Origin of the sequence: Vibrio sp. Y29_XK_CS5 (assembly GCF_024181835.1) — a bacterium.
In the GTDB taxonomy this organism is placed as follows: domain Bacteria; phylum Pseudomonadota; class Gammaproteobacteria; order Enterobacterales; family Vibrionaceae; genus Vibrio; species Vibrio harveyi.
Window position 1 is genome coordinate 1 of record NZ_JAMZAM010000005.1, and the last position, 14062, is coordinate 14062.

The 14062-nt window shown below is 46.9% G+C and carries 13 protein-coding genes; all 13 read left to right on the top strand.

What is annotated here, in order from left to right:
• Positions 1–809 (top strand): flagellin (locus NL647_RS18705; RefSeq protein WP_253650547.1); only part of this gene is annotated, 809 nt, incomplete at its 5' end.
• Positions 810–1107: 298 nt separating this feature from the next.
• A complete protein-coding gene (locus NL647_RS18710; protein ID WP_005448343.1) occupies positions 1108–2238 on the top strand; it encodes a flagellin in 1131 nt (376 codons plus the stop codon).
• 79 nt (positions 2239–2317) lie between these two features.
• The gene (gene flaG, locus NL647_RS18715; RefSeq protein WP_005448345.1) at positions 2318–2746 is read left to right on the top strand and encodes a flagellar protein FlaG; all 429 of its coding nucleotides are present in this window, start codon (positions 2318–2320) and stop codon (positions 2744–2746) included.
• Positions 2747–2766: 20 nt separating this feature from the next.
• Complete coding sequence (gene fliD / locus NL647_RS18720; protein WP_005448347.1) at positions 2767–4779, top strand: flagellar filament capping protein FliD; 2013 nt, start codon at positions 2767–2769, stop codon at positions 4777–4779.
• A complete protein-coding gene (locus NL647_RS18725; protein WP_005448349.1) occupies positions 4780–5085 on the top strand; it encodes a flagellar protein FliT in 306 nt (101 codons plus the stop codon). It begins immediately after the preceding gene.
• A 12-nt stretch (positions 5086–5097) separates the two neighbouring features.
• On the top strand, positions 5098–5508 hold the full coding sequence (gene fliS / locus NL647_RS18730) for a flagellar export chaperone FliS (protein ID WP_005438665.1): 411 nt from the start codon (positions 5098–5100) through the stop codon (positions 5506–5508).
• Between the two features lie 286 nt (positions 5509–5794).
• The gene (locus NL647_RS18735; protein ID WP_005448351.1) at positions 5795–7261 is read left to right on the top strand and encodes a sigma-54 dependent transcriptional regulator; all 1467 of its coding nucleotides are present in this window, start codon (positions 5795–5797) and stop codon (positions 7259–7261) included.
• A 193-nt stretch (positions 7262–7454) separates the two neighbouring features.
• Positions 7455–8492: a PAS domain-containing sensor histidine kinase gene (locus NL647_RS18740; protein WP_005448353.1), complete on the top strand. Its 1038-nt coding sequence runs from the start codon at positions 7455–7457 to the stop codon at positions 8490–8492.
• Positions 8492–9901 (top strand): sigma-54 dependent transcriptional regulator, encoded by a 1410-nt coding sequence (locus NL647_RS18745; protein ID WP_005448355.1) that lies wholly within the window; start codon positions 8492–8494, stop codon positions 9899–9901. Before NL647_RS18740 ends, NL647_RS18745 begins: the two co-directional genes overlap by 1 nt.
• Before the next feature lie 126 nt (positions 9902–10027).
• Positions 10028–10339: a flagellar hook-basal body complex protein FliE gene (gene fliE, locus NL647_RS18750; RefSeq protein WP_005448364.1), complete on the top strand. Its 312-nt coding sequence runs from the start codon at positions 10028–10030 to the stop codon at positions 10337–10339.
• Positions 10340–10353: 14 nt separating this feature from the next.
• Positions 10354–12096, top strand: a complete 1743-nt coding sequence (fliF, locus tag NL647_RS18755; RefSeq protein WP_005448365.1) for a flagellar basal-body MS-ring/collar protein FliF — start codon at positions 10354–10356, stop codon at positions 12094–12096.
• Positions 12089–13144, top strand: coding sequence for a flagellar motor switch protein FliG (fliG, locus tag NL647_RS18760; protein WP_005448366.1), 1056 nt, complete (start codon positions 12089–12091; stop codon positions 13142–13144). The genes fliF and fliG overlap by 8 nt, the downstream gene beginning before the upstream one ends.
• 116 nt (positions 13145–13260) lie before the next feature.
• Positions 13261–14061, top strand: a complete 801-nt coding sequence (gene fliH / locus NL647_RS18765) for a flagellar assembly protein FliH (protein ID WP_005448367.1) — start codon at positions 13261–13263, stop codon at positions 14059–14061.
• The last annotated feature ends 1 nt before the right edge of the window (position 14062 follow it).

Here is a 14062-nt window from a genome sequence, read left to right on the forward strand (position 1 = left end):
GTGTTGCGATTCAAGAAGAAGTAACGGCACTAAACGACGAACTAAACCGTATCGCTGAAACAACATCATTCGGTGGTAACCGTCTACTTAACGGTACTTACGGTACTCAGTCTTTCCAAATCGGTGCAGATAACGGTGAAGCCGTGATGCTAAACCTAAAAGACATGCGCTCTGACAACCAAATGATGGGCGGCGTGAGCTACCAAGCTGAAAAAGGCAAAGATAAAGACTGGGGTGTTGAAGCGGGCAAAAATGACCTAAAAATCAGTCTGACAGACAGCTTCGGTAAAGAGCAAGAAATCAACATCAGCGCAAAAGCGGGTGACGATATCGAAGAGCTTGCGACTTACATCAACGGTCAAACAGACCTAGTGAAAGCGTCAGTAGACCAAGACGGTAAACTGCAAGTTTTCGCTGGTAACAACAAAGTTGAAGGCGAAGTGGAGTTTTCTGGCGGTCTTTCTGGTGAGTTAGGTCTAAGCGACGGTAAGAAAGTAACGGTTGATACCATCGATGTAACATCAGTAGGTGGCGCACAAGAATCTGTCGCTATCATTGATGCGGCGTTGAAATACGTAGATAGCCACCGTGCAGAGCTAGGTGCTTTCCAAAACCGTTTCAACCACGCAATCAGCAACTTGGACAACATCAACGAGAACGTGAACGCGTCGAAGAGCCGTATTAAAGATACCGACTTCGCGAAAGAAACGACTCAAATGACTAAGTCACAAATTCTATCGCAAGCGTCAAGCTCAATCCTTGCGCAAGCGAAACAAGCGCCTAACTCAGCGCTAAGCCTACTAGGTTAATTTTCAACCTAAAGGCAAGAACCTCATTGGCTCGTGGTGAGAGATGAGCGAGTAAACCCAGCTTCGGCTGGGTTTTTTTCTGCCTGTTTTAGATTAATAACCCAGCAGCTAGCCAACCCATTGAATATTAGAGATTCATCACATTTCAGTAAGCTAAAGAAAATAATCGCAAAAAATTGAAAATTTCTCCTAAAGGATATTTATAGGTCGCCGTTAAAGGGACTGAGAGAAATGAGATGTACCTAAGTGAGGTGAGAGACACGACGGTGCATCAACTAAAGCCTTAAGGAGATCAATTATGGCGATTAACGTTAATACTAACGTTTCTGCGATGACCGCACAGCGTTACCTAAACCAAGCGGCTGAAGGTCAACAAAAATCAATGGAGCGTTTGTCTTCGGGTTATAAAATCAATAGCGCGAAAGATGATGCTGCAGGTCTACAGATTTCTAACCGTTTGAACGCACAGAGCCGTGGTCTAGACATGGCTGTGAAAAACGCGAACGACGGTATTTCTATTGCACAGGTTGCTGAAGGTGCAATGAATGAATCTACCAACATCCTACAACGTATGCGTGACCTATCGCTTCAATCTGCGAACGGTTCGAACTCAAAATCAGAACGTGTAGCGATCCAAGAAGAAGTAACAGCGCTTAACGACGAGCTAAACCGTATCGCTGAAACAACCTCTTTCGGTGGTAACAAGCTTCTAAACGGTACTTACGGTACTCAATCTTTCCAAATCGGTGCGGACTCTGGTGAAGCAGTAATGCTTTCTATGGGTAACCTACGTTCTGATACTTCTGCAATGGGTGGTAAGAGCTACGCAGCAGAAGACGGTAAAGATGCGTCATGGACAGTGAGCGATAAAACTGAACTGAAAATGACGTACACCAACAAGCAAGGCGAAGAGCAAGAGCTTACTGTCCAAGCAAAACAAGGCGACGATATTGAGCAGCTAGCGACTTACATCAACGGTCAAAGCGAAGATGTAAAAGCGTCTGTTGGTGAAGATGGCAAACTACAAGTATTTGCTTCTTCTCAAAAAGTAACGGGTGACGTTGAGTTCTCTGGTAACCTAGCGGGTGAGATCGGCTTCGGTGACGCAAAAGACGTAACGGTTAAAGACATCGACGTAACAAGCGTTGCAGGCTCTCAAGAAGCGGTAGCTATCATTGATGGCGCACTAAAATCAGTAGACAGCCAACGTGCGTCTCTTGGTGCATTCCAAAACCGTTTCAACCACGCTATCAGCAACCTAGACAACATTAACGAGAACGTTAATGCGTCTAACAGCCGTATTAAAGATACTGACTACGCGAAGGAAACAACGGCAATGACTAAGTCGCAAATCCTTCAACAAGCAAGTACTTCAATCTTGGCTCAAGCGAAGCAGTCACCATCTGCAGCGCTAAGCTTGTTGGGCTAATCGGGTCGACTCAGCCTAGTGATTACGTCACCAAAGCGATAGACCTATCGTTAGCCCATAAGGTGGAAGGGAGATTGTAATGGAAATATCCTCCTACACATCGAACATCCAGCCTTACGGCACACCGAGTGGCACAAAAGTTGCTAAAGAAAATGGCGTAGGCGCGCCTAGCACAGCAAGTTCAAACGGTACCGCTTCGCCTGTAAAAGCGAACGATGCCGAACGCGATCTCTCTGTTCAAGCTGCACTTGAAATGGCGGATACCCGCCAAGAGCTGAACAGAGAAGAACGCGAAAAAATGGTTAAGCAAATGAATGAATTTGTCGACGCCATGAATAAGGGAGTGGCGTTTCGTGTTGATGAAGAATCGGGTCGAGACGTCGTGACGATATACGAAGCCACAACCGGTGATGTTATTCGTCAAATTCCTGATGAAGAAATGCTAGTGGTTTTGCGTCGCCTAGCTGAACACACAGCTAACAGCGGTTTGTTAGTTGAAAAGGTGTAAGTCGTTTTTGAGGTGATTTGATGAGTTTAGGCCCTTTGGGGATGTCTGGCGGCATGGATATCAATTCCATGGTCAGCAAAATTGTGGATGCCGAGCGTGTGCCAAAGCAGCAACGCATCGACAACGAGCGTGCGACAATTGACGCCAGCATCAGTGCCTACGGGCGACTCAGAGAATCGTTGGATACGATGAAGAATCTCATGACGAACTTTCGTCAGGAGAAGGCTTTTGCTGTTCGTACGGTAGATACTACCGACGATGCAGTGGTATCTGCGACCGCAACAACAGACGCTATAGCCGGTAAGTATGCTATCGATGTGTTGCAGCTTGCACAGAGTCATAAAGTGGCTTCTGACGTTTTGCCAGAAGATGCTAAGTTTGGACCTGGTAAGCTGCAGATTTCTCTTGGTGATGACACCTTCGACGTTAATGTCCGTTCTAGTTCTAAGCTAGTTGATGTCGTTCGTGGAATTAACGGCGCTAAGGATAACCCTGGCGTACGTGCTTCCGTTATTAACGACGTAGAAGGGCCGCGTTTGATCCTTGCTTCGAATCTATCGGGCAAGGACCATCAAATTAAAGTCAGTGTGGATGCCGATGCAGGTAACCCGCTGAAACATTTCGAATACAAAACTCTAGAAGACCGAGTGAACGCGCTTGAAGAAGCTCGTGAAGCGGCTGAAGCCGTACTTGGACCTCTAAAAGAACCAGAATCAACAACCGATGCAGACCAACCAGAACAGGTGGATGCAGACGGCAATCCTATACCTCCTGAAGAACAAAAAGCGGCAGAAAGTGCGCAAGATGGCGCATCCGATGAACCGATCTCTGCATCCGGCGCTGCTGCGGCGAAAGCTGGACAAGAAGCGATTGATGCCGCTAACAAGCGTGCAAGTATGCGCCCACAAGACAGCATTCCCGGTTGGACTGAAACGGCTTCAGGAACACTTCTCGATTCTTACCGTCCACCGGAACTCGAACTGGATGAGAAAGCGATTGAGAAAGCGCCAGATGTTCCTGGGTGGGATAACACCGCCTCAGGCACACTCACCGATTCATACGTAACAACGAAAGAAGCGAAACAACAGCTCGAACAAGAAAAAGCGGAAATCGAGCAAAAGATTGCGGATGAAAAACAAGAGCTTGACCAAAAAGTTGAACGAGGTGAGCTAACTGAAGCGCAAGCAAAACAAATTCATCGAGCCAAGCTTGAGCCAGAGGAGCGCGAACGTCTTGAAAAAATAGACGTAGCAGAAGCCAAAATCGCAGAAGCAGAGAAGTCTTTTGAAGCGTACTCGGGCATGATGGAAGTACAAGCTGGGCAAGACTCGCAAGTGATGCTTGATGGCGTTGCACAGCTGTCTAGTCACAACAACGTGATTGAAGATGCTATTGAAGGTGTCAACTTGACCCTTAAAGGCAAGTCCGAAGTAGGTAAACCTCCTGCCGAAATCGGCGTAGAATACGACCGCGGCAGCGTGCGTAATGACATTGAAAACTTTGTCTCTGCTTACAACTCGTTCTATCAAACATCGAAAGCACTATCGAGTGTTGACCCGACCACTGGTCAGAAAGGACCGCTTGCGGGCGACAGTACAGTGCGTAATGCCGATGCGAGACTGAAAGCGGTATTCTCAACGGCGATTGACAAAGCACCAGAAGATTTAAAATCCCTGACTGAGTTCGGTATCACGACCACACGTCAAGGCACATTAGAGATTAACTACGACATGCTGGATCGCCAGTTGAACAGCAACTTTAACGAGTTGGAAAAGTTCTTTGGTGGTAATACTGGTTTTGCCAAACGCGTGGAAGACGCGATTCAGGGCATTACAGGGTTTACTGGCAGTATTCGTACTCGTGAAAAAAGCTTAACTGAGCAGAACTATCGTTTAGGTGATGACCAAGCGGCATTAGATCGCCGTATGGATAGCCTTGAAAAACGCACCCACGCTAAGTTTGCCGCTATGCAAGATGCCACGGGTAAGATGCAAGGGCAGTTGGGCGCATTGATGAACGCGTTGGGTCAATAGATGCGAAGTGAACTCATTGAAATTAGTGATATTGATCAACTAATTGCGCAAGAACTAGAAAAAGTCGACTTTAATGCTGAAGAAATTCTTCGCTTGGTCGATATCAGGGAACGGTTATTGCAAAACCTGCTACCCATTGTCGAGAGCAATCCGTTGGTGAAGCAGGAAGCAGAGTGGCAAGACTTGCTCACTCGTACCAAAAGAATTGTTGAGCTGATGCAAAACGAAACCACGAACGTTGGTAAAGAGCTACATAAGTTCCGTTATGGTAAGCGTTCGCTTCAGCAGTACAAAAAATTTATATAAAAGAGGAATACTATGCGCGGTTCTTTGCAAGCATACAAAAAGGTATCAGTCGACAGCCAGCTGAGTGCGGCGTCTCCGCACAAAGTCATTCAAATGCTAATGGCAGGTGCGATTGAGCGTCTGATCCAAGGTAAAGCAGCAATGCAAGCAGGCAACATTCCAGCAAAAGGCGAGCGTCTAGGTAAAGCGTTAGACATCATAATTGCGCTACGCAGCTGCCTTTCAATGGACGATGGTGGTGACATTGCTTCAAACTTAGATTCACTTTACGAGTTTATGATCACTCAGATTTCTGCCGCGAACCACCAAAACGATCCTCAACCGATCGACGACGTTATCGACATCATCCGTGAGATCAAATCAGCGTGGGACCAGATCCCAACTGAGTTCCACAACCTAACTGCTGCAGAAGTTGGCATTTAATAAAGAAAACAATACCTTACTGATTTGGTAGGGTATTGTGTCTGATTGCACATCAAGTCGTTCAGCAAAGTTACAATCAAGCTCACACCTCTTTATTGCTTGGTTGCCTTATTTTTTTATTCAAATAAAATAGAAGTCATTAGTGGCCCTAATGGCTTTTTTTTGTTGCTGATTTTCCTATTTTGTCTATCGTTAATTGAGAGTGGTCCCACCTTTTCTGACACTCAATTGCGCAAATCAAGGTCTGGCCGCAACAACCCCATAATAAAGGCAATCATTCTTACTTATGCAAGGTTTGGCAAAGCTGCTTGTAATCGATGACGACGCACCAAGTCGTTTAAATATAAGCAATATATTGGAATTTGTTGGAGAAAGTTGCGAAGCTGTCAGTTCTGATCAGCTAGGCGATGTAGACTGGTCTAGTGTTTGGTCAGGTTGTATTGTGGCTAACATCTCTGCCGGTCAGGCTGCGACAGCAGTAATGACACAACTCAACGAAGCGTACCATATCCCTCTTCTCGTCATGGGCTCTTTCCCATTGCCTGTTGATGACTTGCCAAATTTTGTCGGTGAATTAGAGCAACCTCTAAACTACCCGCAACTTAGCGAAGCGTTACGTCACTGCAAAGACTTTCTTGGTCGCAAAGGTGTGAACGTTGTTGCAAGTGCTCGCAAAAACACTCTTTTCCGCAGTCTCGTTGGTCAAAGCCGTGGTATCCAAGAAGTTCGTCATTTGATTGAACAAGTATCAGGTACAGAGGCAAACGTCTTGATCTTGGGTGAATCAGGGACAGGTAAAGAAGTGGTGGCGCGCAATATCCACTATCATTCTGCTTACCGCAACGGTCCGTTTGTGCCAATTAACTGTGGTGCGATCCCACCAGAGCTTTTAGAAAGTGAGCTATTTGGTCATGAAAAAGGTGCATTTACCGGAGCTTTAACGGCACGTAAAGGTCGTTTTGAATTAGCAGAAGGTGGCACGATCTTCCTTGATGAGATTGGTGATATGCCAATGTCTATGCAAGTGAAGCTGTTGCGCGTATTGCAAGAGCGCTGCTTTGAGCGTGTTGGTGGCAATACGACGATCAAAGTAAACGTTCGTGTTGTAGCTGCAACTCACCGTGATCTCGAAACCATGATCGACGATGGCACGTTCCGTGAAGACCTCTTTTACCGCTTGAATGTATTCCCAATTGAAATGCCTGCGCTAAAAGCGCGTAAGCAAGACATTCCTTTGCTGCTGCAAGAGCTAATGACGCGTCTTGAAGCTGAAGGCGGACAACCAATTTGCTTCACTCCTCGTGCTATCAACTCGCTGATGGAACACAACTGGCCAGGTAATGTACGTGAACTTGCTAACCTTGTTGAGCGTATGGTGATCCTATACCCGAATAGCTTGGTCGACGTGAATCATCTTCCGACTAAATACCGCTACAGTGATATTCCTGAGTTCCAACCTGAAGGGAACCCATTCACAACAGTGGAAGAGCAAGAGCGTGATGTATTCCAAGATATCTTCTCTGAAAACTTCAGCTTTGAAGAGCAGAGCGATCTTGACCACAACATGAATGCACCTCAAGCACTGCCACCGGAAGGAGTCAACTTGAAAGAGTTGTTAGCCGATATGGAGGTCAACATGATCAGCCAAGCGTTAGAAGCGCAAGGCGGTGTAGTGGCGCGAGCGGCAGATATGCTCGGTATGCGTCGTACGACATTGGTTGAGAAAATGCGTAAATACAACCTACAGCGCTAGGTTTATCTGATAGCCAAAGTTCACACTTTCAACGGTGATTGGTTATCTTTTCTGATAACGAAAGCACCATTTTCCTAGTGTCAACTTCTTGTCGTTCGCATAACGCTATGATAAATATAGAAAATAGCTTGGTACGCTAATTGCTTACCAAGCTATTTTAGTTTGTAAGTGGCGACAATTCGACAGGCAGTGAATGGACAACAACACTAACCAATCCCATTTAGACTCAGTAGAGAATCAGGTAGAGCGTTATAAACAGGTTCTGGACGTAATGCCGGCTGGCGTGATCTTGTTAGACACGCACGGAGTGGTCCGTGAAGCCAACCCGGAAGCGCATCGAATTCTTGAGATTCCATTAGTCAACGAGAAATGGTTCAACATCATCCAAGCGGTTTTTGATCCGCGTGAAGATGATGGTCATGAAATTTCACTGCGCAATGGTCGCAAAGTGCGTTTGGCTATCTCTGCCTCGGCGACGGGTCAGCTTATCCTGATCACTGACCTAACAGAAACCCGCTTACTGCAATCTCGCGTGAGTGACTTACAACGTTTGTCATCACTCGGTCGTATGGTGGCGTCGCTCGCTCATCAAGTTAGAACGCCTTTATCAAGTGCGATGTTATATGCATCAAATTTAGGTGCGCCGAATCTCCCTCCTGCGACAAGAGAGCGATTTCAGAGCAAATTAATGGATCGACTGCACGATTTGGAGAAGCAGGTTAATGATATGCTGCTTTTTGCCAAAGGTGGTGATAATAAAGTCATTAAGCCATTTAACATTGCTCAGCTGGTGGCTGAATATCAGCCCATGGTGGAAACCGCACTGAAAAACAACAGCATCGATTACTTCCTAGAAGTTGAGGAAGAGCAGACTGAGCTATTAGGTAACGCGAATGCCATTGCTTCAGCATTGAGTAACTTAGTGATGAACGCGATTCAGATGTCAGGCAAAGAATCGCAAATTGATGTCTTTTTCCGCCCGGTAAACGGTGAACTGCGCATTTCTGTGCAAGACAGCGGACCGGGTATACCAAAAGAACTACAAGCCAAAATTATGGAGCCCTTCTTTACCACGCGTTCTCAAGGAACGGGGTTGGGACTTGCTGTTGTTCAAATGGTTTGCCGTGCCCATGACGGTCGATTGGAACTCATTTCAGAGCAGGGTGATGGAGCCTGCTTTACCATGTGCATTCCGCTAGAGCGAGTGCAAGCACATACTGGAGAATCATAATGGCGCAAAGCAAAGTGCTGATCGTAGAAGACGATGAAGGTCTTCGTGAAGCCCTAGTGGATACTCTGGCTCTGGCTGGGTATGAGTGGTTAGAAGCCGATTGTGCAGAAGACGCTTTAGTGAAACTGAAGTCGAACGCGGTAGACATCGTAGTTTCAGATGTACAAATGGCAGGTATGGGTGGCTTAGCGCTGCTCCGTAATATCAAACAGAATTGGCCAAATATGCCCGTTCTGCTTATGACGGCTTATGCAAACATTGAAGACGCCGTGTCGGCAATGAAAGAAGGTGCGATTGATTACATGGCGAAGCCATTTGCACCAGAAGTCTTGCTCAACATGGTAAGTCGCTACGCGCCAATTAAAAGTGACGACAATGGTGACGCGGTAGTTGCAGATGAGAAAAGTCTGCGTCTGCTTGCTCTAGCTGACAAAGTAGCGCGCACTGATGCCAACGTTATGATCTTAGGTCCTAGCGGTTCTGGTAAAGAGGTTATGTCGCGTTACATTCACAACGCTTCAAACCGTAAAGATGGTCCGTTTGTTGCCATTAACTGCGCTGCGATCCCAGATAACATGCTTGAAGCGACGCTGTTTGGCTACGAAAAAGGTGCCTTCACTGGGGCAGTTCAAGCTTGTCCAGGCAAATTCGAACAAGCACAAGGCGGTACCATCTTGCTAGATGAAATCAGCGAGATGGACTTGAGTTTGCAAGCGAAGTTACTACGTGTTTTACAAGAGCGTGAAGTGGAGCGTCTGGGCAGTCGTAAGAGTATCAAGCTTGATGTTCGCGTACTTGCAACCAGCAACCGAGATCTTAAACAGTACGTTTCAGAAGGAAACTTCCGTGAAGACTTGTACTACCGTTTGAATGTTTTCCCAATCGCATGGCCAGCACTCTGCGAACGTAAAGGTGACATCTCGCCACTTGCGCAGCATCTTGCTGAGCGCCATTGCAGCAAGATGGGTATGCCTGTGCCTAAGTTCTCTCAAGTTGCATTAGATAAGCTGCTTCAATACCCATGGCCGGGTAACGTTCGTGAGCTGGATAATGTGGTTCAACGTGCGTTGATTTTGAGTGAAAACGGTGACATAGATGCTGAACATATTTTGCTAGAAGGTGTAGATTGGCAAGATGCAAACAGTCTGCAACATGTTGTTCAGAATGCAGAAATGGTCGTACCGGATGTCAAGCCAGTCGCACAAGCTGAGCCAATCAACCGAGTAGCGTCTGGTGGCGAAGGTCTAGGCGGGGAACTCCGTGACCAAGAATACGCCATTATTTTGGAAACATTGATCGAATGTAACGGACGTCGTAAAGAAATGGCAGAAAAACTGGGTATTAGCCCACGAACTCTGCGCTACAAACTTGCTAAAATGCGTGACGCTGGTATCGATATTCCGGCTTAGTAATCACATAAATAGCCATAAGACGAAAGTGTGGGTAAACTACGGCACTATTGTCTTATGGCACAGTAATTGCTGTGTCAATAATCAGTTTTAGTTAATAGTCAAACTTTTGGCTTAGAGGTGACAATGAAAGTTGATGGTATTCAGGCAGAAATGCGCGCCATGATGGTGGAAGCGAGTAACACTGCTCCTACGGCGACAGGCGCGAAAGTTGGTGCAGATTTTGGTGATCTCCTAACAAAAGCCATCAATAACGTAAACTCACTTCAAAAAGCATCGGGTGACCTGCAAACGCGTTTTGACCGTGGTGATGCCGATGTTTCCCTTTCTGACGTTATGATTGCTCGTAACAAGTCCAGTGTTGCTTTCGATGCCACTGTTCAAATCCGCAACAAGCTCGTTGAGTCCTATAAGGATCTCATGAATATGCCAGTGTAATTTAGGTAATAAGTGTGGCAGACAAGTCTACAGATTTAACCGTCACTGATGGCGGCGCAGATGGTGCACTGATTGCTGGCTCAGATCTGGATGTGGAAAGCCAAAACCCAGATCTTGAAGAGCGCAGTGCGTCAAAATTCGATATGGCAGTAGGCGACCTCGATTTACTTCGTCAGGTCGTGTTAGTGCTGTCTATCTCTATCTGTGTTGCGCTGATCGTGATGCTGTTCTTCTGGGTGAAAGAGCCGGAAATGCGCCCATTAGGTGCTTACGAAACGGAAGAACTGATCCCTGTGCTGGACTACCTCGACCAGCAAAAAATCAATTACAAGCTAGATGGTAATACCATTTCGGTAGAAGCGAGTGACTATAACTCGATCAAGCTCGGCATGGTGCGTGCTGGTGTAAACCAAGCGACGGCGGCGGGCGATGATATTCTGTTGCAAGATATGGGCTTTGGTGTATCACAGCGTTTGGAACAAGAACGTTTGAAGCTCAGCCGTGAACGCCAACTTGCTCAAGCGATTGAAGAGATGAAGCAGGTACGTAAAGCTCGTGTGCTGCTTGCCCTGCCAAAACACAGTGTGTTTGTTCGCCACAACCAAGAAGCGTCTGCTTCGGTATTTTTGACGCTCTCCACAGGTGCGAACCTTAAACAGCAAGAAGTGGATTCTATCGTCGATATGGTCGCGAGTGCTGTTCCGGGCATGAAGACCTCTCGTATTACGGTAACCGATCAACACGGTCGCCTGCTTAGCTCGGGTTCTCAAGACCCAGCGTCAGCGGCTCGTCGTAAAGAGCAAGAGCTAGAGCGAAGCCAAGAGCAAGCCCTGCGTGAGAAAATCGATTCTGTGCTTTTGCCTATTTTAGGCTTCGGTAACTACACCGCTCAGGTGGATATCCAAATGGATTTCAGTACTGTTGAGCAAACCCGTAAGAATTTCGATCCGAATACTCCGGCAACCCGTAGTGAATACGCGCTAGAAGATTACAACAATGGCAACATGGTCGCGGGCATTCCTGGTGCATTGAGCAACCAGCCGCCAGCGGATGCGTCTATTCCTCAAGATGTGGCGCAAATGAAAGACGGCACATTGACTGGTCAGGGTTCGGTACGTAAAGAATCAACGCGTAACTTTGAGCTTGATACCACGATCAGCCATGAACGTAAGCAAACCGGTACGCTGGCTCGTCAAACGGTTTCTGTTGCGATCAAAGACCGCCGTACCGTGAATCCTGATACTGGTGAAGTGACTTATACACCATTGTCTGAATCTGAAATTAATGCAATTCGCCAAGTTCTGATCGGCACGGTTGGTTTCGATCAAAGTCGTGGTGACTTACTCAACGTTTTGAGCGTCAAGTTTGCTGAACCAGAGCTTGAGCAAATGGTTGATCCACCAATTTGGGAGCATCCAAACTTCAACGATTGGGTTCGTTGGTTTGCAAGCGCGTTGGTGATCATCGTGGTTATCTTGGTACTGGTTCGTCCAGCAATGAAGAAACTGCTCAACCCAGCCAACAACGACGAAGACGAAATGTACGGACCAGATGGCTTGCCAATTGGTGCGGATGGCGAAACCAGCCTGATTGGTAGCGACATCGAAAGCGGTGAACTGTTTGAGTTTGGCTCAAGCATCGATTTACCTAACCTTCACAAAGATGAAGATGTACTCAAAGCAGTGCGCGCTCTGGTGGCGAATGAGCCAGAGCTTGCTGCTCAAGTTGTGAAAAACTGGATGAACGAAAATGGCTAACGATATCGTACCTCAAGATGAAAACGGCGCAGGCGTTCCTGCGGAGTTTGATGTCTCTAGCATGACAGGCGAAGAAAAAGCGGCGATCTTGCTGCTCAGCCTGAATGAAGGTGATGCCGCCGGCATTATTCGTCACTTAGAACCAAAACAAGTTCAACGTGTTGGTAGTGCGATGGCACGTGCTAAAGATCTAAGCCAAGACAAAGTGTCTGGTGTGCACCGCGCGTTTTTAGAAGACATCCAGAAATACACCAACATCGGTATGGGCAGCGAAGACTTTATGCGTAATGCGCTGGTGGCTGCTCTTGGTGAAGACAAAGCAAACAACTTGGTTGATCAAATCCTACTGGGTACAGGCTCGAAAGGTCTGGATTCACTTAAATGGATGGACCCTCGCCAAGTGGCAAGCATCATTGTCAACGAGCACCCGCAAATCCAAACCATCGTACTTTCGTACTTGGAAGCGGATCAGTCTGCAGAAATTCTTTCTCAGTTCCCAGAGCGTGTGCGTCTGGATCTGATGATGCGTATTGCCAACCTAGAAGAAGTTCAGCCATCGGCACTGGCAGAGCTGAACGAGATCATGGAGAAACAGTTCGCAGGTCAAGCGGGTGCGCAAGCCGCGAAGATTGGCGGTCTGAAGGCAGCAGCAGAAATCATGAACTACCTAGACAACAACGTCGAAGGTATCTTGATGGAGCAAATTCGCGACCAAGACGAAGACATGGCGACACAAATCCAAGATCTTATGTTCGTGTTCGAGAACTTGGTGGAAGTGGACGACCAAGGCATTCAGAAGTTGCTGCGTGACGTTCCTCAAGATGTCCTACAGCGTGCACTTAAAGGTGCCGACGACTCTCTACGTGAGAAAGTCTTCAAGAACATGTCTAAACGTGCAGCTGAGATGATGCGCGACGATATCGAAGCAATGCCGCCAGTTCGCGTAGCAGACGTAGAAGCGGCGCAAAAAGAGATCCTGGCAATTGCTCGTCGTATGGCAGATGCTGGCGAGATCATGCTATCTGGTGGCGCGGACGAGTTCTTATAATCATTTCTTCGTTCCTTTTCTTCCTTCAAGCTGGGGAGAAAAGGAGCAAGCACTTCCTTAAATAACGCACTTTATTTTCAACATAAGTTTCAACATAAACAGATTGTAGGTTAAGCATGGCTGGCGATAGAAAACGTGGATTTATCCGTCCTGATGAAGACGATGCGATGATCGAACCTCAGCGCTGGGGTTTGCCTGATTATGGCGAGCCAAAAGCAAAACAAGCCAAGCAAACAGCGTTTAACTACGATCCGAGTTGGGTACCAAACTTTGACGAGCCGGAAGAAGAACAAGCGCTTGAACTGACAGAAGAACAGATTGAACTGATCAAGCAAGGCGCTTATCAAGAAGGTCTCTATCAAGGTCAAGAAGCGGGTTTTAAGCAAGGTTACGACAAAGGTAAAGAAGAAGGTGTTCAAGCTGGTCATGCAGAAGGTCTGGAACTGGGCAAAGCCGAAGGCGTAACGGCTGGACAAGAATATATCCAGCAGCAAGTGGAAACCTTTATGAACTTGGCAAACCAGTTCGCTCAACCTTTGGAGTTGATGAATGCTCAGGTTGAAAAGCAATTGGTCGACATGGTGCTATGCCTAGTTAAAGAAGTGGTGCACGTGGAAGTGCAAACCAACCCGCAAATTATTCTCGATACTGTAAAGCAGTCAGTTGAAGCACTTCCAATTTCTGGTCACCCAATCACCTTGCACCTGAACCCTGATGATGTTGCGATCATTCGCTCTGCATACGGTGAAGAAGAACTTGATTGTCGTAACTGGACTTTGGTGGCTGAGCCGTCATTAAACCGTGGCGACGTACAGATTGCTGCTGGCGAATCGAGCATCAACTATCGTATGGAAGAACGCGTGAAAAGTGTGTTAAACAGCTTCTGTGGCGCAAACCGCCATCAAGGGGGCGAGTAAT